Origin of the sequence: Micromonospora sp. NPDC049836, from assembly GCF_044465125.1 — a bacterium.
Lineage (GTDB): Bacteria > Actinomycetota > Actinomycetes > Mycobacteriales > Micromonosporaceae > Micromonospora.
In genome coordinates, this window is sequence record NZ_JBITLH010000002.1 from 772,925 (window position 1) to 793,579 (window position 20,655).

General features: G+C 70.0%; 20 protein-coding genes. 7 read left to right on the forward strand and 13 right to left on the reverse strand.

Going from position 1 to position 20,655, the window contains the following annotated elements:
• Positions 1-264 precede the first annotated feature (264 nt).
• Both ACIBPB_RS07335 and ACIBPB_RS07340 read left to right on the forward strand, forming a co-directional pair.
• On the forward strand, positions 265-1,488 hold the full coding sequence (locus ACIBPB_RS07335; RefSeq protein ID WP_396838700.1) for an MFS transporter: 1,224 nt from the start codon (positions 265-267) through the stop codon (positions 1,486-1,488).
• 56 nt (positions 1,489-1,544) lie between these two features.
• Positions 1,545-1,853 (forward strand): PadR family transcriptional regulator, encoded by a 309-nt coding sequence (locus tag ACIBPB_RS07340; RefSeq protein WP_396838701.1) that lies wholly within the window; start codon positions 1,545-1,547, stop codon positions 1,851-1,853.
• Between the two features lie 16 nt (positions 1,854-1,869).
• Here ACIBPB_RS07340 and ACIBPB_RS07345 read toward each other — a convergent pair whose 3' ends face one another.
• The 5 genes from ACIBPB_RS07345 to ACIBPB_RS07365 form a co-directional block, all read right to left on the reverse strand.
• Positions 1,870-3,147, reverse strand: coding sequence for an APC family permease (locus ACIBPB_RS07345; RefSeq protein ID WP_396838702.1), 1,278 nt, complete (start codon positions 3,145-3,147; stop codon positions 1,870-1,872).
• Between the two features lie 192 nt (positions 3,148-3,339).
• Positions 3,340-4,575: a mandelate racemase/muconate lactonizing enzyme family protein gene (locus ACIBPB_RS07350; protein ID WP_396838703.1), complete on the reverse strand. Its 1,236-nt coding sequence runs from the start codon at positions 4,573-4,575 to the stop codon at positions 3,340-3,342.
• A gap of 1 nt (position 4,576) precedes the next feature.
• Positions 4,577-5,404, reverse strand: a complete 828-nt coding sequence (locus ACIBPB_RS07355) for a carbohydrate ABC transporter permease (protein ID WP_396838704.1) — start codon at positions 5,402-5,404, stop codon at positions 4,577-4,579.
• Positions 5,404-6,207 (reverse strand): carbohydrate ABC transporter permease, encoded by an 804-nt coding sequence (locus tag ACIBPB_RS07360; protein WP_396838706.1) that lies wholly within the window; start codon positions 6,205-6,207, stop codon positions 5,404-5,406. The genes ACIBPB_RS07355 and ACIBPB_RS07360 overlap by 1 nt, the downstream gene beginning before the upstream one ends.
• A gap of 178 nt (positions 6,208-6,385) precedes the next feature.
• Positions 6,386-7,654: an ABC transporter substrate-binding protein gene (locus tag ACIBPB_RS07365; RefSeq protein ID WP_396838707.1), complete on the reverse strand. Its 1,269-nt coding sequence runs from the start codon at positions 7,652-7,654 to the stop codon at positions 6,386-6,388.
• Between the two features lie 145 nt (positions 7,655-7,799).
• Here ACIBPB_RS07365 and ACIBPB_RS07370 point away from each other — a divergent pair, with 145 nt between their 5' ends.
• Complete coding sequence (locus ACIBPB_RS07370; protein ID WP_396838709.1) at positions 7,800-8,573, forward strand: FadR/GntR family transcriptional regulator; 774 nt, start codon at positions 7,800-7,802, stop codon at positions 8,571-8,573.
• Between the two features lie 8 nt (positions 8,574-8,581).
• Here the strand turns inward: ACIBPB_RS07370 and ACIBPB_RS07375 are convergent, their stop codons facing one another.
• From ACIBPB_RS07375 to ACIBPB_RS07410, 8 genes are all read right to left on the reverse strand, one after another.
• Positions 8,582-9,337, reverse strand: a complete 756-nt coding sequence (locus ACIBPB_RS07375) for an SDR family NAD(P)-dependent oxidoreductase (protein WP_396838710.1) — start codon at positions 9,335-9,337, stop codon at positions 8,582-8,584.
• On the reverse strand, positions 9,337-10,188 hold the full coding sequence (locus ACIBPB_RS07380) for a fumarylacetoacetate hydrolase family protein (RefSeq protein WP_396838712.1): 852 nt from the start codon (positions 10,186-10,188) through the stop codon (positions 9,337-9,339). Before ACIBPB_RS07380 ends, ACIBPB_RS07375 begins: the two co-directional genes overlap by 1 nt.
• Positions 10,189-10,198: 10 nt before the next feature.
• Positions 10,199-10,618, reverse strand: a complete 420-nt coding sequence (locus tag ACIBPB_RS07385; protein ID WP_396838713.1) for an L-rhamnose mutarotase — start codon at positions 10,616-10,618, stop codon at positions 10,199-10,201.
• A gap of 71 nt (positions 10,619-10,689) precedes the next feature.
• Complete coding sequence (locus ACIBPB_RS07390; RefSeq protein ID WP_396838714.1) at positions 10,690-11,550, reverse strand: amidohydrolase family protein; 861 nt, start codon at positions 11,548-11,550, stop codon at positions 10,690-10,692.
• 50 nt (positions 11,551-11,600) lie between these two features.
• Positions 11,601-12,635, reverse strand: a complete 1,035-nt coding sequence (locus ACIBPB_RS07395) for an ABC transporter permease (protein ID WP_396838715.1) — start codon at positions 12,633-12,635, stop codon at positions 11,601-11,603.
• A gap of 4 nt (positions 12,636-12,639) precedes the next feature.
• The gene (locus ACIBPB_RS07400; protein WP_396838716.1) at positions 12,640-14,130 is read right to left on the reverse strand and encodes a sugar ABC transporter ATP-binding protein; all 1,491 of its coding nucleotides are present in this window, start codon (positions 14,128-14,130) and stop codon (positions 12,640-12,642) included.
• Positions 14,131-14,234: 104 nt separating this feature from the next.
• Positions 14,235-15,299 (reverse strand): sugar ABC transporter substrate-binding protein, encoded by a 1,065-nt coding sequence (locus ACIBPB_RS07405; RefSeq protein WP_396838717.1) that lies wholly within the window; start codon positions 15,297-15,299, stop codon positions 14,235-14,237.
• 36 nt (positions 15,300-15,335) lie between these two features.
• Positions 15,336-16,655, reverse strand: coding sequence for an enolase C-terminal domain-like protein (locus ACIBPB_RS07410; protein WP_396838718.1), 1,320 nt, complete (start codon positions 16,653-16,655; stop codon positions 15,336-15,338).
• Between the two features lie 279 nt (positions 16,656-16,934).
• On the opposite strand from ACIBPB_RS07410, the gene ACIBPB_RS07415 reads away from it, so the two are divergent.
• The 4 genes from ACIBPB_RS07415 to ACIBPB_RS07430 all read left to right on the forward strand — a co-directional run bounded on the left by ACIBPB_RS07415 (position 16,935) and on the right by ACIBPB_RS07430 (position 20,650).
• Positions 16,935-17,621 (forward strand): FadR/GntR family transcriptional regulator, encoded by a 687-nt coding sequence (locus tag ACIBPB_RS07415; RefSeq protein WP_396838719.1) that lies wholly within the window; start codon positions 16,935-16,937, stop codon positions 17,619-17,621.
• A 49-nt stretch (positions 17,622-17,670) separates the two neighbouring features.
• On the forward strand, positions 17,671-18,699 hold the full coding sequence (locus ACIBPB_RS07420) for a zinc-binding dehydrogenase (RefSeq protein WP_396838720.1): 1,029 nt from the start codon (positions 17,671-17,673) through the stop codon (positions 18,697-18,699).
• The gene (locus tag ACIBPB_RS07425; RefSeq protein ID WP_396838721.1) at positions 18,696-19,457 is read left to right on the forward strand and encodes an SDR family oxidoreductase; all 762 of its coding nucleotides are present in this window, start codon (positions 18,696-18,698) and stop codon (positions 19,455-19,457) included. The genes ACIBPB_RS07420 and ACIBPB_RS07425 overlap by 4 nt, the downstream gene beginning before the upstream one ends.
• Positions 19,458-19,597: 140 nt before the next feature.
• Complete coding sequence (locus ACIBPB_RS07430) at positions 19,598-20,650, forward strand: aldo/keto reductase (RefSeq protein ID WP_396838722.1); 1,053 nt, start codon at positions 19,598-19,600, stop codon at positions 20,648-20,650.
• Positions 20,651-20,655 lie beyond the last annotated feature (5 nt).

The following is a 20,655-nucleotide window of genomic DNA, read 5'->3' on the forward strand; positions in this document are numbered from 1 at the left end:
CACGTGTCAACACATTCAACGACAGCCACATCCCGCTCCTTCACGCCGTGTTCGGACGGCGCCCGGCGCTGCCCGAGCCTGCATCGGAATGCGATTGCGGATCGCGTTCCCGATTCGCAATCGCGCCGGCCGGCCCGCCGCCTACACTCCGCCTGACTGCCGTATTCGATCGCGGCGAGCGCCATCCGTTTGGCAGTGCTTCCAGGGCTCCGGCGAGGCAGACGCACTGCCGGCACACCGGGTTCCCGACGTCAAGGAGCGGCGGTGACGAACAGCACCGGTACGTCGCCCGGGTCGATGGCGTTCCGATTCGTTCTCCTTATGGGGCTCGTCGACCTCTTCGGTGATACCACCTATTCCGGTGGCGCGAGCATGAACGGATTGTTCCTCGCGTCGGTCGGCGCGGGCGCCGCCGTGATCAGCATTGCTGGTGGGCTCAGCGAGTTCCTCAACTACCTGACCCGCGGGGTGTCCGGCTTTTTCGCCGACCGGATACGCAGGCGCTGGCCACTGGTCTTCGTCGGCTACGGCGTCAACCTGCTGGCCGTGCCGGCGCTCGCGCTCGCCGGTCACTGGCAGGTCGCCGCCGGACTGATCGTGGTGCAGGGCGTCGGGCGTGGGGTCCGCAAGCCGCTCGTGCAGGCCATGCTGTCCTACACCACCAGCCGGTACGGCAAGGGGTGGGTCTACGGGACGAACACCGCGCTGGACTACACGGGGCGCACGCTCGGCCCGCTGATCGTCGCCGGGCTGCTCGTCCTCGCGGCAGCCTTCCGGACGGCGTACGCGCTGCTCGTCATCCCGGCCGTGCTGGCGTTGGTCACCTTGACGATCGCCCGGATCCGGTTTCCCGCACCCGCCACCTTCGAACAGCAGCAGCCTCCGGCGCCGGCCCCGTCGGAGCAGCAGCAGACGGCCGGTGCGGCGGGGTTCAGCCGGTCGTACTGGCTGTACCTGGCGGCCGGTGCCTGCTTCGCGGCGGGCCTGATGAACTTCGAGCTGATCTCGTTCCACCTGTCGCGCAGCGGCGCGACCCGCGACAGCGTGCCGCTCTTCCTCGCGCTGGCCACGGCCGTCGGGGCGCTGGCCAGTCTCGGACTCGGCAAGCTGTACGACCGCATCGGCCTGGCCGTGGTCCTCATGGCCGTGGTCGCCACCGCCGCGTTCTCGCCGTTCGTGTTTCTCCTGCCCGTTCAGCTCGCCCTCGTCGGGATGGTGCTCTGGGGCATCGGCCAGGCGACCCAGGACAGCCTGCTCACCGCCCTCGTCGCCGGCGTCCTGCCGCCCGGGCGGCGCGATCTGGCCTTCGGCCTCTACTACGCCGGATACGGCGTGGGCTGGCTGGTCGGCGCTGTCGCCGCGGGTCTGCTCTACGACCACTCCCGGATCGCGCTCGTCGCGTTCGCGGCCGGCGCCCAACTAGCCTCCCTACCGATCTTCCTGGCCGCCCGACGACGTGCTGACCGCAGGCCAGCCGGACAATCGTAGGATCGGATGCCGATATCGGTTCCGTCACTCTTGACGGACACAGGGGGTGGACCGGGGTGCGGGAGTTCCAGCGGGGTGCGGTGCGGCTGCACATCCTGCATCACGCCGCCGAGGAGGAGATCCACGGCGCGTGGATGACCGAGGAACTGGCCCGCCACGGCTACGACATCAGCCCCGGCACCTTGTACCCGACGTTGCACCGGTTGGAGGCCGACGGGTTGTTGCTGTCCGAGCAGCGGGTCGTCGAAGGGCGTACCCGTCGGGTCTACCGGGCGACCGAAGCCGGTAGGCAGGCGCTTGCCGAGGACCGCCAAGCGTTGCGGGAACTGGCCCGTGAGGTCCTCGGCGACGACGCCGCCGAGTGACACGAGCGACCGGTTCCTACCGCCGCCGGCGGCCGGCAACCATCCGGCGGACGCCGTAGGCCGCGGCGCCGACAGCCAGCACTCCCGCGCCGGAGATCACTGAGGCGATCGGCAGGGCGAAGGCCAACGCCAGGCAACCGGCCAGCCCGAGGACAGGGACGATCCGGGGCGGGCGGTTCTCCGCCCGGGACAGGGTCCAGGCCGAGGCGTTGGCGATGGCGTAGTAGACGAGCACGCCGAAGGAGGAGAAGCCGATCGCGGAACGTAGGTCCGCGATCGCCGCCAGGACGGCGACGACGACCCCGACCAGCAGCTCGGCACGGTGCGGCACCGCGAACCGGGGATGCACGGCCGCCAACACGTGCGGCAGATGACGGTCGCGGGCCATGGCCAGAGCGGTACGGGAGACACCGAGGATCAGCGCGAGCAGCGAGCCGAGCGCTGCCACGGCGGCACCGACACGCACCACCGGCACCAACTGCTGCACTCCGGCGGCCCGGACCGCGTCCGACAACGGTGCGGCGGCGTCGGCCAGCCGCTGCGGCCCCAACGCCAGCAGCACCGCGACGGCCACCATCGTGTAGACGGCGAGGGTGATGCCGAGCGCGAGCGGAATGGCGCGAGGGATGGTGCGGGCCGGGTCCCGGACCTCCTCGCCGAGGGTGGCGATGCGCGCGTACCCGGCGAAGGCGAAGAACAGCAGGCCCGCCGCCTGCAGGACCCCGCCGATGGTGGCGTCCGCGCCGACGTTCAGCCGGGTCGCGTCCGCCGTCCCCGCGCCGAGGGTGGCGACCACCACCACGGCCAACACCACCAGAACGGTGCCGACGATCATTCGCGTGAGCAGTGCGGACTTCTCGATCCCGACGTAGTTCACCGCCGTCAGCGCCACCACGGCCGCCACCGCCACCGCATGTGCCTGGGCGGGCCAGACGTAGAGGCCGACGGTCAGCGCGATCGCCGCGCAGGAGGCGGTCTTGCCGACCACGAACGCCCAGCCCGCCAGGTACCCCCAGAAGTCACCCAGCCGCTGCCGCCCGTAGACGTAGGTGCCACCGGAGGCTGGATAGCGCGCGGCCAACCGCGCCGACGATGTGGCGTTGCAGTAGGCGACCACCGCCGCCAGCGCCAGACCGACCAGCAGGCCCGAGCCGGCCGCCCGCGCCGCGGGCGCGAACGCGGCGAAGATCCCCGCGCCGATCATCGCCCCGAGCCCGATCACCACGGCGTCGGACGTCCCCAGCCGCCGCCGCAGTTCCCCCGACGGCGCGGCCGTAGTCGACGACCTGTCCATGTGACCTCCTCCGGCGAGCGTGCACCCGTCCGCACATTACGGGGTCAAATATCGGCATGCGATATCGGGCATCGAGTCAGTGCCCGGGGCGCCGTGATTCGCCGCGGCCGGCGCGACGGCCGGGCGACGCCATCGCCGCCTGGATCCGCGCCGGCGGCCCCGGACTGGCCGACCCACCCGGCGGCGGGCAGGTCAGTTTCGGGTGATCTGCGGCAGCTCGGTGTTCGCCGGGGCCGGGCCGCCGTCCACGGATTGCGGCTGCGGCTGGCGTACCACCGGGCCGCCCCCGGTAACCGAGAGCAGTCGCCGGCCGGCCTGCTCCGGCCGTACCTGCGGGCCGCTGGGCGCCGGCCCGTTTGCCTGGTCCGCCGAGGCGACGGCACCTTCGTCGACCCGGATACCCAGACCGGGCGCGTCGCCCAGCACGAAGGCGCCGTCCTCCACGTACAGGTCCACCGCGATGCCGACCGGCGGTTGGAGGTCCTGCAGTTCGCTGGCGATGTGGTTGGGGACCGAGGTCGCGGCGTGCAGGAGTGCGACCGGGGTGTTGCCGATCGGGCTGACCGGCAGGTCGTAGGCATGGGCCAGCGCCGCCACCCGGAGGAAATGGCTGACTCCCCATACGGCGGCCGTCTGGACGATGTCCACGCCTCCGGCGGCGATGAGCGGACGGAACTGCTCGAGCCCGGTCAGGTTCTCCCCGGTGGCGACCGCCGCGCGGACGCCACGGCTGACGACGGCGAGGCCTTCGGCGTCCCAGCGCCGGACGGGTTCCTCGATCCAGGTCAGGTCCAGGGTGCGTTCGAGCTCGCCGACATGGCGGACCGCCTGCTTGCGGTTCCAGCACTCGTTCGCGTCCAGCATCAGGCCTGGCCGCATCCCCCGCGCCGCCTCGGTCAACACCTCGCGCACGAGCGTCAGCCGGTGCCGGTCCCGCTCGATGTCCAGGCCGCCCTTGAGCTTCGCCGCCCGCAGCCCTCGTTCGGCGTAGCTCTGATAGGTGGCGACGAGTTCGTCGTCGGTGAGGCCGATGTCCAGGCCGGAGGCGTAGGCGGGGACCCTGCGGTCGCGGCCGCCGAGCAGCCGCCACAGGGGCTCGCCGGCGGCCTGCGCCTTGATGTCCCACAGCGCGGTGTCGAACGCTCCGATGGTGCCGAACACCGCGCCGGCGTGGCCGGCTTTGAAGGTCTGTCGCAGCATGCGGTCGTAGAGGGCGGTGACCGATCGCGGATCCTCTCCGTCGATCGCGGCGAAGATGGCCTCGGCCTCCACGTGCGGCCCCAGGCCGACGCCGGTGATCCCCTCGTCGGTGTCGACGAGGATGACGGGAACCGGCGAGATGCCGTCGGGGTAGACACCGTTTGCGTCGCCGACAGCACGGCCCCATCGCTGAACCGTCGTGAGGGTCCGGTATCCGGTGATGCGCATGTCAGCCCTTCGTCGCACCGGCGGTTATCCCGTCGGCGATCTGGCGTTGCAGGAACAGGTAGGTCACCAGCACAGGTACCGCGGCGATCAGCACGCCGGCGGCGAAGGTGGGAATGTTGTCGGAGTACTGGCCGCGCAGCGACGTGACGCCCACCATGAGGGTGCGATGGTCGGCGGACGGCATCATGAGCAGGGAGATGAGCACGTCGTTCCAGCAGAACAGCGCGTTGAGGATGCCGACCGACAGCAGCGCCGGAGCGCCCATCGGCAGCATGATCCGCCGGTACACGCCGTACAGGCTGTTCCCGTCGATCCGCGCCGCGTCCATGATCTCGGCCGGCACGGCGCGGTAGTAGCTGGTCATCAGGAAGACGGTGAAGGGCAGGAACTGCGCGACGTAGGCGAGGATCAGGCCCGGGTAGGTGTCGATCAGACGGCCGTCGGCCATGATCCTGGCGAGCGGCACCATGATCACCTGGAACGGGATGAACAGCGCCGCGAGGCAGACCAGGAACAGCGCCGATGAGCCACGGAACCGCAGCTGGCTCAGTGCGAAGCCGGCCATTGACCCGATGAGCAGCAGCAGCGCCACGGCGAAGGTCACCACGATGACCGAGTTGAGAAGGTATCGAGCCATGCCGGCGGTGTTCCAGGCGGCGGTGAGGTTGTCCCAGTGCAGCGTGCGCGTCGGGGAGAACCGGTCCAGGATGTACTCGCGGCGGGTCTTCATCGCGACGTTGGTGGTGAACAGCAGCGGATAGACCGTCGCCAGGGCGAGGGCCGCCATCGGCAGCGCGACAAGCCACCTGCCGAGCCGGATGCGGGACATCAGTCCTCCCTTCCCGCGCGGCGCAGCAGGCTGATCTGCAGCAGGCCGACCACCAGCATGATCGCGAACAGCGCCGTGGAGGCGGCTGAGGCGAGTGCCGGGCGGTTCATCCGTCCCTGCTGGACCCAGATGTAGTACTCGGGCAGGTAGGTCGACCCTTCCGGGCCTCCACTGGTCATCACGTAGAGCAGGCCGAACATGGAGGTGAGCATCCCGATCATGGTGGTGACGACGACGAACTGGATGGTGCGGGACAGGCCGGGGATGATGACGTACCAGATGGTCTGCGGGAGGGACGCGCCGTCGACGCGGGCAGCATCCAGCAGCGCGGAGTCCAGGGTCGCGAACCCGGCCAGGAACACCACCAGCGCCATCCCGAACGTCGCCCAGACGTGCACGCCGACGACCGCGAAGATGGCCACGTCGGGATTGCCGAGCCAGTCGACCGGGCCGATGCCGAGGCCGCCGAGAACGGCGTTGAGCGGGCCGTCGAAGGCCAGCAGCAGGTTGAAGATCGCGCCGACGATCACCGGCGAGAGCACCGCCGGGAAGAAGTAGACGCTGCGGAAGACCCGGTGACCGGGTACGCGCAGGTAGATGAACGTCGCCAGCAGCCCCGGGATCGCGACCGCGACGGGCAGCAGCAGGACCAGCAGTCCCACGTTGCGCAGGGCGGTCTGAAACAGCGGGTCGTCGAGCAGTTCGCGGTAGTTGTCCAGGCCGACCGCGGTGCCGTTGCGGTCACCGTCACCGGTGAACGAGAAGTTGAGGCCGAGCAGCAGCGGCCACAGCCGCAGCACCACGATGATCAGGACAGCGGGCGCGACCAGGACGTAGGGGGCGAGGCGTTCGGAGCGCCGGCCGTCCCGGACCCGACGGGAGCGGGTCGCCCGGCCCGCTACCGGCTGACCGGGCTGTGTCCTGCCGGTCCGCCCCGATTCGACAGGGCGGACCGACGACGAACCAGGCGGTGGCACGAGCTCAGCCCACCTGGTCGGACTTGGCCAGTTGGTCCACCGCCTTGTCGACCGTGACCGAGCCGCTGAGCAACTGCTGGGACAGCCGCCCCATCAGGTCCAGGGTTTTGGACGACAAGGCCACGTGCAGCGCGGGCTTGCCATCCTTGATCTCCGACACGATCGTCCCGACCGCGGGACCCGCGCCGGACACGTCGATCGTGGTGTCCGAAGCGATCGCCCCCGCGTCGGCGTAGAACGCCTTCAGCGCGTCGCTCGAGGTCAGCGACCGCACCAGGTCGGCGGCGACCTTCGGGTCCTTGGTCCACTTCGCGACCGCGTAACCGATGCCGCCGTCGTACGGCAGGCCCGGGGTGGTCCCGGCCGTGACGACCGGCGCCTTCATCACGCCGACGTTGCCGGCGTCGAGGAACTCGGCGAAGTCCTGCCAGTGCCCGATGTCCGACATCAATCCGATGACGTGCGAGGCCTTGCCCGACTGGAACAACGCGAACGCGTCGTTGAACATCGCGGTGGAGTTGGGCCCGGCGTTGTTCAAGCCCTTGTCGTTGACCTCTTTCCAGAGCGCGAAGATCTGCTTGACGTTCGGCGAGGTCCAGTTGCGCTTGCCGGCGATCCAGTCGTCGTACTCCTGAGGGGTGAGGATGCCGGAGCCGAGGCCGGACAGGAAGAACTGGATGCCGTAGCCCTCCTTGTTGCCCTCCGCGAAGCATTTGACGCCGGTCGCCTTGGTGATGGTCTGGCAGTTGGCGATGAACTCGCTCCAGGTGGTGGCGGGGCGATCCGGGTCGAGCCCCGCCTTCTTGTAGAGCGACTTGTTGTAGTAGATGGGGTGGCCCTGGAGGGTCACCGGGGCGGCGTAGGTCTTGCCGTCCTTGGTGAAGGCATCCCAGCCCGCGAGGCGTTGCTTGTCCGCACCGACGTACTGGTCCAGCGGTAGGAGCGCGTCCACCCGGTCGCGGATCTGCCCGCCGCCATTGAAGAGCATGACGTCCGGTCCCTTGCCGGCCTGGATGGCGGCGCCCAGCAAGGTGTAGTACTGATCGAAGGGCTGCGCGACGAACTCGACCGTCACGTTGCGGTGCTTCTTGGCGAAGTCGGCTTTCGCCTTCTGGATGTATGAGGCCGCGGACGCGTCGCTCGACTTCCAGTCCCAGACGACCAGCTTGCCGTCCGATCCGCCGGACGAGGAGTCCGAGTCGGAGGCGCTTCCGCAGCCGGCCAAGGCCAGCCCGACAACCAGGACCGCCGACCACAGTGCTCGCTGCTTCATGGCTGCTCACTCTCCCGAGGGGGCCGGCCGGCCGGCCGTGGTGGAGGATTGGGCAGGAACATAACTCGTATGACGTATGATGTCAATGGAACGGCATATAGTACGTGGGCGGGTCCGTGCCCGCTCACGGGTCGCGGAGGGTGATATGACGGCATCAGCGCAGTCGGACGAGGGCGTCTCGACACCACCCCCGGCCTGGACCCGGCGACCGGCCAACCTCGCCGCGGCGGTCACGGCGGAACTGGTGGAACGGATCGTCCGCGGCCTCCACCCGTCGGGTTCGCCGCTACCGCCTGAGCCGGTGCTCTGCGAGACCTTCGCGGTCAGCCGCACCGTCGTCCGCGAGGCGGTGAAGATCCTCCAGGAGAAGGGGCTGGTGCAGGTCCGCCAGGGCGCCGGCACCATGGTCACCCCACCGGCGATGTGGAACATGCTCGACGAGCTCGTCCTGGGCGCCACCATCGCCGGGGACGAGAGCCTTGCCGTCCTCGACGACCTGGTCGTGACCCGCCGCCTGTTGGAGTCCGACATGGCCAACGTCGCCGCCCGACTCGCCGACGACGCAGCCATCGACCAACTACGCATCCTGGTCGACCAGATGGACGAGCTGGTCGACGACCACGTCGCCTACCATCAGCACGACCGCGCCTTCCACGACACCGTCATGCAGGCATCGGGAAACCGCATCGCCCGGGCCGTCGTACGCGCCCTGGAGAGCCAGGTGGTCAACACCGCCCGCTACATGGGTCGCACCGAGCGCGCCCTGTGCGTGGCGTCCAACGCCGGCCACCGCCGCGTCTACGAGCGGATCGCGGCGCACGATCCGGATGGCGCGGCGGAGGCGATGTTCACCCACATCACCGAGGCATGGGTGGTGCGCCGCAGTGGACCGGGCGACCCGACTCGTCTGCGTCGCTAGGCGGCTGGTCACGACGGGGCCGGGCGCAGCCGCAGGTGCGTGACGCCGCCGTCCACGTCGAGCGCGGTACCGGTCGTCGAGACCGCCAGCGGTCCGGCGAGATAGGCGATCGCGGCCGCGACCTCCGCCGGGTCGACCATGCGTCCGGTCGCCTGACGGCTGTCGAGCGCCGCCTTCTCGGCCACCGGGTCCGCGAACTTCTGAAGCATCCGGTCCACGAAGCCGGTGTGGACGGTGCCGGGGCACACGCAGTTGACCCGGATGCCCTCGCGAACGTGGTCGGTGGCCATGGCGAAGGTCAGCGCCAGCACCGCGCCCTTGCTGGCGCTGTAGAGCGCCCGCTGGGGCAGCCCGTTCAGCGCGGCGATCGAGCAGACATTGACGACGGCGGCGTGCTCGGACGCGCGGAGCATCGGCAGTGCCTCGGCGGTCGCTCGTGCCATGCCCACGACGTTCACGTCGAGGACCCGGTGCCACTCGTCGTCGTCGTTGTCCGCCACGGTGCCCACCGCGCTGATGCCCGCGTTGTTGACCAGGACGTCAAGGCCCCCATGGGTCTGCTGAATCGTCGCCATCGCCGCGCGTACGGACGCGCGGTCGGTGACATCACAGCCGATGCCCGTGACTCCGGCCGGCGGTTCGCCAGGTGCGAGGTCCAGCGCCACCACCCGGGCACCCCGCGCGGCGAGCAGCTCGGCCGTCGCGCGGCCGATGCCAGCCGCTCCCCCGGTCACGGCGGCGACCAGGCCGCTGAACTCACCCATCACGCCTGCTCGAACGGCTGCCGGGCCGAGCCCAGGCCGGTGATCCCGAGTTCGACCACATCACCCGCGCGCAGGTAGGGCTGGTCGGGCAGACCCATCGCGACGCCTGCGGGAGTGCCGGTGTTGATCAGGTCGCCGGGTTCGAGGACCATGAACTGGCTGAGGTACCAGATCAGCTGGTTGACGGGGAAGACCATGTCGGCGGTCGTGCCGTCCTGACGCTTGACGCCGTTCACCGACAGGCTCAGCCGCAGATCCTGCGGATCGCCCACCTCGTCGGCGGTCACGAGCTCGGGGCCCACCGGGTTGAAGGTCTCGCAGCTCTTGCCCTTGTCCCACTGGCCGCCGCGTTCGAGCTGAAACTCGCGCTCCGACACGTCGTGTGAGATCAGATAGCCTGCGACGTGCGCGAGGGCGTCGTCGGGTGTGTCGAGGTAGCGCGCCCGGCGGCCGATGACGACGCCGAGTTCCACCTCCCAGTCGGTCTTGGTCGACCCGCGGGGAATCAGCACAGTGTCGAACGGGCCGACGACCGTGCCGGGATCCTTCAGGAAGACGACTGGCTCGGTCGGGATCGCGGCGCCGGTCTCGGCGGCGTGGTCGCGGTAGTTGAGCCCGATGCAGACGATCTTGCCGGGCCGGGAGATCGGCGCGCCGACACGGAGGTCCGCCGCGCCGTCGAGGGGTTGCAGTGAGCCGGCGGCCACGGCGGCGGCGGCGCGCTCCAGGCCACCTGAGGCGAGGAAGGCCGGGCCGATGTCGTCGGTGATCGGGCGCAGGTCCACGGGAGCGCCGTCGAGGACGACGGTGGGGACTTCGCTGCCCGCCGGTCCGAGGCGTGCGAGCCGCATGGCATCTCCTTCAGGGCAGGTCAGGGTGGGCCGGAGGGGCGCCGGCGGTCGACGGTTGGCTCGGTCCGGTGCCGGGGGTCGCGGTCGGCCCGGAGGCCGGGCTGGGCTCGGTGAGGTGCCACACCTGGTGCATCGGAGCCCACCACTGTCCGGATCGGGGGTCGGCCAGTGATTCCTGGCAGGGATCGGTCAGCTTCCACCATTGCCGCGTGTGCGGGTCGGCCGCGATGCGGGCCTGATCGGCGTCGTGGTCGTCACCGACGTACTCGTAGTAGCCGAACAGCAGATCGCCGTGCAGGAATATCGTGTAGTTGCGGATGTTGGCGGCCAGCAGCGCCTGTTCGATTTCTGGCCATACCGCGGCGTGCAACCGAAGGTAGGTGTCCCGATGTTCGGGGCGCAGGCGGATGACGGAGCCGTAGCGCTGCATACCATTGGCCTTCCGGACAGGTCTGTCGATACATGCCCGGAGGCTCGCCGGGCGGGGCGGGGGTGACGGGGTCACGATCGCGGCGGTGGAGCCGGCAGCCGATAGGTGCGGCGCGCGGTCTCGTGCCAGATCGCCCGTCGCTCGGTCTCGCTGCACCCGGTGAGCAGCTCGGCGACCAGGTCGATCCAGCGCTGGTAGGTGGTGGCGAGGAGACAGACCGGCCAGTCGGAGCCGAACATCAGCCGGTCGGGACCGAAGACCTCCAGGGCGTGCGCGACGGCGGGCTCGACGTCGCGGCGGGTCCAGGTGCGCCAGTCCGCCTCGGTGACCAGGCCGGAGAGCTTGGCCGTCACATTCGGCAGTCGGGCCATGGCCCGCAGGTCACGGGCCCAGTCGTGCAGGTCCCCGTCGGCCAGTGGTGGTTTGCCGAGATGGTCCAGCACGAACGACACCTGTGGCAGGTCGGCGGCGAGGCGGGTCGCTGCCGCGAGCTGGTGATGGCGGATCACCAGGTCGAACACGACTCCCGCGTCGGCGGTCGCGGCGATGGCTCGCCGGACGGCGGCTCTGTCGAGGAAGGCCGGGTCGGTTTCGCCCTGGACCAGGTGTCGGACGCCGACGAGTTTGCCGCCGGTTGTCATCTTCTGGATGGCCTGGGGAGCGTCGTCCGCGGTGATGTCGAGCCAGCCGACGACACCGACGATGAGGTCGCTGACGGCGGCCGTGTCCAGCAGGTCGGCCGTCTCGGCCACGGAGTGGACCGCTTGTACCACCACCGTCTGGGTGACGCCGGTTGCGCGGGAGGCCGCGGCGAGGTCGGCCGGGCCAAAATCGGCGTCGATGGCGCTCATCGAATGCGGGTCTATCCAGGGCTGCGGGTGGCGGCTCCGGTCCCACAGGTGGTGGTGGGCATCGACGATGTCGGTTTCCACGTCGCCTCCCTCGTCATCGGGATTCTGGCTTGGTGCGCGTACCGGGCCGGCTACTCATGGGCCTTGCCACCGGTTATGCGGGAAACGACCAGCGCGACCAGGATGATGGCGCCGTTGAGGGCGCCGATCCACTGCGCAGGCACGCCGGCGAGGGTCAACACGTTTTGGATCATGAACAGCAGCAGGATGCCGGTGAAGGCGCCGAACATGGTGCCCTTGCCACCGTTGAGGCTGACGCCGCCGATGACCGCAGCGGCGAAGACGGTGAAGATGGCTCCGTTGCCCTGGGATGCCGCGACGGAGGCGAGGCGGCCGGAGAGCAGGAGGCCGCCCAGCGCGGCCAGGACGCTGGCGATGATCAGCGCGGCCCACAGCACGCGGTCGGTGCGGATACCGGCGGCCTTCGCGGCGTCGACGTTGCCGCCGATCGCGTACAGCGAGCGACCGAAGCTGGTGTAGCCGAGCAGAACGATCCCGGCGGCGAAGAGGGCGAGGCAGATCCAGATGGACGCGGGAACGCCGAGCCAGACGGCGGTACCGAGATACATCATCGACTCGGGCAGGTTGAAGAAGGTCTGGCCGCCGGAGATCCCGGTGAGCAGGCCGCGGAGGACGATGAGCATGCCCAGGGTGACGATGAACCCGTGCAGTCCGAACCGGACGATCAGCGCGGCGTTGGCGATCCCGATGAGCGCGCCCACCAGCAGGGTGATCGGGATCGACCAGGCGCCGGACAGCAGCCCGGTCCCATGGCCGGCTCCGACCGCGACGGTCATCCATGCTGCCACGCCTGGGGCCAGGCCGAATGTCGACTCCAGCGACAGGTCCATCTTGCCGGCCACCAGCACGATCGTCTGGGCCAGCACCAGCAGCGCGATCTCCGACATGGTCTGCGCGATGTTGATGAGGTTGTCCGGTTGCAGGAAGACCGAGTTGATGATCTGGCCGACGATCGCGATGAGCACGATCGCGGGGACCAGGGCGAGGTCTCGCAGCCGCGCTATGGCGAGCTTGCCGACCCGTCGACCGGGTGGTGGCCCGGCCGCGACGGCCCCGCCGGCAGCGGCCGCACTCGCGCTCGTCATGGTTTCAGGCATCGACGGTCAGTCCTTCCATGGCGGCTACGAGGTCGTGGTCACGCCAGCCCGTGGGCATCTCCGCGACGATGCGGCCCTGGAACATCACCAGGACGCGGTCGCAGATCCGTAGGTCGTCGAGTTCGTCGGAGGCGACCAGGACACCGGTGCCGGCATCAGCCACCTCGTCGACCTTGTTGAGGAGGAACTCCTTGGAGCGCACGTCGACACCCGCCGTCGGCGTGATGAGCACCAGTACGCGAGGGTCGTTGGCCAGGGCACGAGCCATCACGACCTTCTGCTGGTTGCCGCCGGAGAGCCCGGACACCTGCAGGTCCGGGCCGGGGGTTTTGATGGCCAGCTCGTCGATCAGGCGGCTGGCGATCGCGTCCCGGCGGTGGGCGCTCAGGAAGCCGGCCCTGCCGAGCCTTGCCGGGATGGTCATGGTGGCGTTGTCTGCGATCGACATACCGGGCACCAGGCCCTGATGGTGCCGGTCCTGCGGCACAAATCCGATGCCCGCGGCCACGGCGGCGTTGACGTCACCAGGGCGGGGTCGGTGACCGCCGACGGTGACCGTGCCCGTGTCGGGGGTACGAAGTCCGACGATGGATTCGGCGACCGCTGTCCTGCCACTGCCACCGGCGCCGGCCAGGCCGACGATCTCGCCGGACCGCACCCGGAACGCCACGTCCTCGTAGCTGCCGTTTATCCGCAGGTCGGAGACCTCGAGGACCACCTCGACAGGTCCGGCCGGCGCGGTCCGGGTGGGTGCCGCCCGCAGCGCCGCGGCTTCGCCGGTCATCGCGGCGACCAGGTCGTTGCGGGGCAGGCCGGCGACCGGAGCGGTGATGATGTGCCGCGCGTCGCGGAAGACCGTCACCATGTCGCAGATCTCGTAGATCTCCTGCAGGTGATGGCTGATGAACAGGAACGTGACGCCCTGCTGCTGCAGGTCCCGGATGTGGTCGAACAGGCGGGCGATCGCGGCCGCGTCGAGTTGGGCGGTGGGCTCGTCCAGCACGATGAACCGGGCGCCGAACGACAACGCCCGGGCGATCTCCACGAACTGTCGCTGCTCGACGCTGAGGTCGCCGGCTCTGCTGTCGACATCGACGTCAACGGACCACAGGGCCAGCAGGTCCCGGGCGCGCTGACGCAGGGCACGCCAGTTGATCAACCCACTGCGGCCGCGGTCGTACCGGTTCAGCAGGAGGTTCTCCGCCACAGTCAGCTCGGGAATGATGGTGGACTTCTGGTAGACGCAGGCGACCCGCTGCCGCCACGCGTCGCGGTCGGACAGCCGCGGTGCGTCCGCCCCGGCGAACCGGATCTGACCCGTGTCCGCCGCCTGCAGACCGGTCAGGATCGACACAAGGGTCGACTTTCCAGCCCCGTTTCGGCCAACCAGCGCGTGGGTCTCGCCGCTGAGCACGCTGATCCGGGCCCGGTCCAGCGCCACCGTCGAGCCGTACCGCTTGCTGATGTCGATCGCCTCCGCCACGGGCGGACCCGACCGGGCCCGCCCGTCGCCATCCCGGGCCGGTGACGAGCGTGGGGAAGGCTGCCCGTTACCGTTCATGTGCGGATATCCCTTCGGAGCCGAAGTCAGCCGATGTTGTTGCCCCAGAGGGATTTGTCGTCGGGCTTGAGGCTGGCCACGCCGCCGTACGTGCCGCCGTCGAGCGTGACCAGCGGCGCCGAGAGCTGGTCCTCCAGCAGGCCCGGGCGGACCTGCACGATCTTGCTGTCGTGGTCGGTGGGGCCGGCCTGGAAGGTTTTGCCGTCGATGGCTGCCTTGAGGTAGTACAGGGCGTACTTGGCGTACAGGTCCGCGGGCTGGGAGACGGTGGCGTCGATGTTCCCGGCGGTGATGTCCTGCAGCTCCTTGGGAATGCCGTCATTGGAGACCACGAAGATGTGCTTGGGGTCATCCGGCGGGGTGAGCCGGTTGCGCTGCTTGAGCAGTTGCAGTGTCCCGGCCAGGGCAAAGCTGGACTGCATGTAGACGCCCTTGATGTCCGGGTGCTCGGTCAGCCGGATCTGCAGCTTCTGGGAGGCGAGCGCCCCGTCCCAGTTGGTGGCCTCGCCGAAGACGGTGATGCCGGGGTAGTTCTGCTTCATGCACTCGTTGAACGCCTCGGTGCGGTCCCGGCCGTTGATGGAGGCCAGGTCACCCTGCAACATGACCACCTTGCCGGTGCCCTTGAGCTTGGTACCGAGGAAGTGGCACGCCTTCTCACCGTAGGCTCGGTTGTCCGCCCGCACGACCATGAAGACGTCTCCCTGGTCAGGGCGGGTGTCGACGGTGACGACCGGGATCTTCTTACTGGCGAGGCTCTGCAGGGTGGGCGCGATCGCGGCCGTGTCCTGGGGCGCCATGGCGATGCCCTTGACCCCCTGGCTGATCAACGTCTGGACGTTGGAGGCCAGCTTCGCCACGTCGTTCTGGGAGTTGGTCGTCTTCAGCTCCAGGCCCAGTTCCTGACCGGACTGAGGTACGTACTTGATGTAGGAGTTCCAGAAGTCGGTGTCCGAACGCGGGTAGTCGACGCCGACGATTGCGGCGCCACCGCCGCCCCCGGTGGATGAGTTGTCGTCGCCGCACGCGGTCAGCAGCAGCGCCGCGGACGTGACGAGGGCGGCGGCTGCGGCGGTCCTTCTCGGTTTCATCGCGGCTCCTGTTCGGACGGCGCTCAAAAGAGGGATTCAGAGGTGCTCGGTCGGTGTTCCCGCGAGGTTCCAGCGCGGGCCGTTCGGGTAGTGGTACGCGGTGACCGACTGGGGATGCATCTGGGCGCTCATGCCCGGCGCCTGCGGCGCGAGGTAACGGCCCTTGCGAACGGTCACCGGGTTGACGAAGTGCTGGTGCAGGTGGTCGACATACTCGATGAACCGGTCGTCGGTGCTGCCGCTGACGGCGACGTAGTCGAACATCGCCAGATGCTGGACCATCTCGCACAGGCCCACCCCACCGGCGTGGGGGCAGACGGGCACGCCGTACTTGGCCGCCAGCAGCAGGATCGCGATGTTCTCGTTGACGCCGGCCACTCGCGTCGCGTCCAGTTGCAGCACGTCGATCGCCTGCGCCTGCAGCAACTGCTTGAACATGACCTGGTTGTGGCAGTGCTCGCCGGTGGCCACCTTGATCGGCGCCACCGCCCGCCGGATGGTGGCGTGGCCGAGGATGTCGTCGGGTGAGGTCGGTTCCTCGATCCAGTACGGCTCGTACGGCGCGAGGGAGCTCAGCCAGTCGATCGCCTGCTCGACCCCCCACGCCTGATTGGCGTCCACGGCGATCCGCACCCCCGCGCCCACGGCGTCGCGGGCCAGTCCCATCCGCCGGACGTCGGCGGCGTTGTCCCCGCCGACCTTCAGCTTGATCAGGTGGAACCCGTCGGCCACCGCTTCCGTGGCCAGCCGCACCAGCTTCTCGTCGGTGTAGCCGAGCCAGCCCGGGGTGGTGGTGTAGGCCGGATAGCCCTCGGCAATCAACTGCTGCTGCCGCTCGGCCCGGCCGGGCTGCGCACGACGCAGGATCTCCAGCGCCTCGTCCGGGGTGAGCGCGTCGCGCAGGTACCTGAAGTCGATCATGCTGACCAGCTGTGCCGGCGGCATCTCGGCCAGCAACCGCCACAGCGGTTTGCCCTCCCGGCGCGCGTACAGATCCCAGGCCGCGTTCACGATCGCCCCGGCGGCCATGTGGATGACGCCCTTGTGCGGGCCGAGCCAGCGCATCTGGCTGTCCCCGGTCATCCTGGCCGAGAAACCCCGCAGGTCGCCGAGGACATCGTCGACCGGCAGTCCGACCACCAGCGGCGCCAGCGCCTGGACGGCGGCCTGCTGGACGTCGTTGCCCCGCCCGACCGTGAAGGCCAGCGCGAACCCCTGTGCGCCGGCGCTGGTGCGGAGGGTCACGTACGTCGCCGAGTAGTCCGGCTCCGGGTTCATCGCGTCGGACCCGTCCAGCTCCTGGGAGGTGGGGAACCGGACATCGACCGCCTCGATCGCGCTGATCACCTCGGTCACCGCAAGCCACCCCGTCCATTCGCTGAGCCTGCCGACGGTGGTCTCGTCATCCGCCGGTAACACGCGTGCCGTGGGATGTCTTTATAAGCCCGTCCCATGGGCTGCGTCTATACGCCGACCGGAACATGGGGATCTATGGGTAATTGTGCCGGCTCTGCCTGATACCGCGCCGCCGGGCGACGTCCCACCGGTTCCCAGACATGGGATCACCTGTTAGGTTTGCCCCCGCCACCACCCGCTGTCCGCTGGGCGAGCGGAACCCGACCGAGGGGTCCCGACATGTCGCTGACCGAGAAGGCGATGACCCGCCTGCGTGAGCTGATCCAGTCCGGCGAGTTGCCGCCCGGCGCCCGGCTCCCACCCGAGCAGCAGCTGGCCACGGAGCTCGGGGTGGGACGCAACATCATGCGGGAGGCGGTACGCGTCCTGGTGGCCGCCCGCGTGCTGGAGGTGCGCCGGGGCAACGGCACCTTCGTCACCAGCCTCGAGCCGCGGCTGCTGCTGGAGAGCATCGGCGGTGCGGTCGAGCTGTTGCAGGGTGACTCGATGCTCGAGCTGACCGAGGTGCGGCGGCTGTTCGAACCGGCCGCCACCGGCCTGGCCGCCACGCGCATCACGCCCGAGCAGCTCGCCGTGGTCCAGGCGCACCTGGAGGCGATGCGTGCGGCCGCCGACGACGTGGAACTGCTCAACCAGCATGACGCCGCGTTCCACCGGGCGGTCGTCGCCGCCACCGGCAACGAGACGCTGTCCACGGTGCTGGAGGGCATCTCCAGCCGGACGGTGCGGGCCCGCGTCTGGCGCGGGCTCGTCGACGCCGACGCGGCCGGACAGACGCTGCGGGAGCACGAGGCGATCTACCTGGCGCTCGCCGCCGGTGACGCGATCCAGGCACAGGCGGCCGCCCTGATGCACGTGGTCACGACGGAAAGCTGGCTGCGCCGCCACCTGGCCGAAGAGCGGTAAGGGCGTGACCGCGGTCGCCGCGGCCACCGGAGAACAGGGAAGGACTACCATGCGTTCAGCTCTGTACGCGGGCAACTCGACGATGGTGGTCGAGGATCGACCCGCCATCCCTCCCGGCACCGGTCAGGTGCAGATCGACGTCGCCTACACCGGCATCTGCGGTACCGACCTGCACATCCTGCACGGCGCGATGGACCACCGGGTACAGATCCCCCAGCCGATCGGACATGAGATGTCCGGCCGCGTCGCCGCCCTCGGCCCGGGTGTCGACGGCCTCAGGGTCGGCATGCCGGTCACCGTCATGCCACTGCGGTGGTGCGGCTCGTGCCCCGCCTGCCTCGCCGGGCATCAGCACATCTGTCACCGGCTCGAGTTCGTCGGCATCGACTCCCCGGGCGCCATGCAGCAGCAGTGGACCGTGCCGGCCGAGCTGGTCATCCCGCTACCCGAGGACCTTTCCCTGCTCCACGCGGCGTTGGTCGAACCCACCGCGGTCGCGGTGCACGACGTACGCCGCGCCGACCTGCGTCGCGGCGACAAGACGCTGGTGGTCGGCGGCGGCCCGGTCGGCATCCTGATCGCCCGGGTGGCGGACGCGGCCGGTGCCGAGGTTGTCGTCCTGGAAGTGGACCCGCACCGTCGCGCGGTCGCCGAGAAGCTCGGCATCCGCGCCCTCGACCCTGCGCTCGGCGACGTGGCCGCCGAGGTGGACGCCTGGACCGCCGGCGCCGGACCGGCCGTCGCCTTCGAGGTCTCCGGCTCTGCTGCCGGCCTCACCACCGCCGTGGACCTGCTGGCCACCCGCGGCCGGCTGGTCGTGGTGGGCATCCACAACCAGCCACGCGAGCTGGACGTGTTCCGGTTCTTCTGGCGCGAGCTGTCCCTGGTCGGCGCCCGGGTGTACGAGCGCGCCGACTACGAGACGGCGATCGGCCTGCTCACCGACGGCACCATCCCGGCCCGGACGCTCATCACCCACGTCGAGCCGCTCGCCAACGCCGCCGCCGCCTTTGCCGCCCTCGACGGCGGCGGCACCGTCATGAAGGTCCTGATCGACTGCCGGGAGGTCACCGCATGAATCCGTTTGACCTGTCCGGCCGGCTGGCCGTCGTCACCGGTGCCCGGCGCGGCATCGGCCTGGCCGTCGCCGACGCCCTCGCTGCCGCCGGCGCCGACATCGTCGCCGTCAGCGCCCACCTCGAAGCCACCGGCAGCGAGGTCGAGAAGCGCGTCCGCGGCCACGGCCGCGCCTTCACCGGACACCGGGTGGACTTCACCGACCGCGCCGCCGTCACCGACCTGGCCGACCGGCTCCAGCACGGCGACCGGCCGGTCGACATCCTGGTCAACAACGCCGGCACCATCAGACGCGCCCCGGCCGCGCAGCACGACGACGCCATCTGGGACGAGGTCCTGGCGGTGAACCTGTCCGCCCAGTTCGTCCTGACCCGCCAGGTCGGGAACAGCATGCTGGCCCGCGGCCGGGGGAAGATCGTTTTCACCGCCTCGCTGCTCAGCTTCCAGGGCGGCATCAACGTGCCGGGCTACACCGCGGCCAAGTCCGGGCTGATCGGCCTCACCCGGGCGCTCGCGAACGAATGGGCGGGCCACGGCGTCAACGTCAACGCGATCGTTCCGGGCTACATCGCCACCGACAACACCGAAGCTCTGCGAGCGGACCAGGACCGCAACGCCGCGATCGTCGCCCGCATCCCGGCCGGCCGCTGGGGACGCCCCGACGACCTGGCCGGCACCGCCGTCTTCCTGGCCAGCGCCGCATCCGACTACGTGCACGGCGCCGCCATCCCGGTCGACGGCGGCTGGCTCGGCCGCTGACCGCGCGCCCGCCCGACGAGCCCGGCCAGAACCGGGCCGACCGCACCGGTGGACCGCGGCCCCGACCGGTGCCGGCCGGCAGCACCGGCCAGACGAACGGGCCGACCCAGGAACCGCAACGAGCACCGGAGGTGATGTCGGTGATCCAGGATCAGCACCACACCCACGGCGGGGCGCCGGTGATCAGGCAGGTAGCGCTGCCCCGCCGGCCCAAGGTAGCGGTGAGCACGCTGAGCTTCGGCGCCGCGCAGGCCGGCAACCTGTACAGCGCCCGAAGCGAGGAAGACATCGCGGCCGCGATCGACGCCGCCTGGGACGCGGGCATGCGCTACTTCGACACCGCACCGCACTACGGGCTGGGCCTGTCGGAACGCAGACTCGGTGCCGCCCTGCGCCGCCGGCCCCGGGACGAGTATGTCGTGTCGACCAAGGTCGGACGACTGCTGACCCCGTCCCCGCACACCGCGCACCTGCGGGACACCGAAGGCTTCGACGTTCCGGCCGATCTCCGCCGGGTGTGGGACTTCAGCCGCGACGGCGTACGTCGCAGCCTGGAAGCGAGCCTCACCCGCACCGGCCTGGACCGGATCGACATCGTCTACCTCCACGACCCCGACGACCACGCCGAGCAGGCCATCACCGAGGCGATACCCGCCCTCATCGAACTGCGCGAGCAGAAGGTCATCGGGGCGATCGGCGCCGGCATGAACCAGTCCCGGATGCTGACCCGTCTCGTCGAGCAGACGGACATCGACGTGGTCATGTGCGCCGGCAGGTTCACCCTGCTCGAACAGGGCGCCCTGACGGACCTGCTGCCCGCCGCCCGACGACAGGACGTCGCGGTCGTCATCGCCGGCGTCTACAACTCCGGCCTGTTGGCCCGGGAACGTCCGGCGGCCAACGCCAGCTACAACTACCAGCCGGTCCCCGCCGACCTTCTCGACCGAGCCACCCGGATCGCCGAAATCTGCGAAGACCACGGTACGACGCTGCCCGCGGCGGCCCTCGCGTACGTCGGCGCACACCCGGCCGTCGTGTCGACGACGATCGGGTTGGGCAGCGCCCGGCAGGTGCACGAAACCGTCCAGCGGGCATCAGCCGCGATACCCGCCGCGCTCTGGCCCGCCCTGTACGAAGCCGGACTTGTCAGCTGGCTACCGCTGACCGCACCGCCAGGCGACCCGCTCCCCTGATCGCC

Bases quoted from the DNA above. Each gene is read 5' to 3' on its own strand.
- ACIBPB_RS07345 (WP_396838702.1), bottom strand. From the start codon at position 3,147: ATGGACAGGTCGTCGACTACGGCCGCGCCGTCGGGGGAACTGCGGCGG.
- ACIBPB_RS07350 (WP_396838703.1), bottom strand. From the start codon at position 4,575: ATGCGCATCACCGGATACCGGACCCTCACGACGGTTCAGCGATGGGGC.
- ACIBPB_RS07355 (WP_396838704.1), bottom strand. From the start codon at position 5,404: ATGTCCCGCATCCGGCTCGGCAGGTGGCTTGTCGCGCTGCCGATGGCG.
- ACIBPB_RS07365 (WP_396838707.1), bottom strand. From the start codon at position 7,654: ATGAAGCAGCGAGCACTGTGGTCGGCGGTCCTGGTTGTCGGGCTGGCC.
- ACIBPB_RS07370 (WP_396838709.1), top strand. From the start codon at position 7,800: ATGACGGCATCAGCGCAGTCGGACGAGGGCGTCTCGACACCACCCCCG.
- ACIBPB_RS07375 (WP_396838710.1), bottom strand. From the start codon at position 9,337: ATGGGTGAGTTCAGCGGCCTGGTCGCCGCCGTGACCGGGGGAGCGGCT.
- ACIBPB_RS07380 (WP_396838712.1), bottom strand. From the start codon at position 10,188: ATGCGGCTCGCACGCCTCGGACCGGCGGGCAGCGAAGTCCCCACCGTC.
- ACIBPB_RS07385 (WP_396838713.1), bottom strand. From the start codon at position 10,618: ATGCAGCGCTACGGCTCCGTCATCCGCCTGCGCCCCGAACATCGGGAC.
- ACIBPB_RS07395 (WP_396838715.1), bottom strand. From the start codon at position 12,635: ATGACGAGCGCGAGTGCGGCCGCTGCCGGCGGGGCCGTCGCGGCCGGG.
- ACIBPB_RS07405 (WP_396838717.1), bottom strand. From the start codon at position 15,299: ATGAAACCGAGAAGGACCGCCGCAGCCGCCGCCCTCGTCACGTCCGCG.
- ACIBPB_RS07415 (WP_396838719.1), top strand. From the start codon at position 16,935: ATGTCGCTGACCGAGAAGGCGATGACCCGCCTGCGTGAGCTGATCCAG.
- ACIBPB_RS07420 (WP_396838720.1), top strand. From the start codon at position 17,671: ATGCGTTCAGCTCTGTACGCGGGCAACTCGACGATGGTGGTCGAGGAT.
- ACIBPB_RS07425 (WP_396838721.1), top strand. From the start codon at position 18,696: ATGAATCCGTTTGACCTGTCCGGCCGGCTGGCCGTCGTCACCGGTGCC.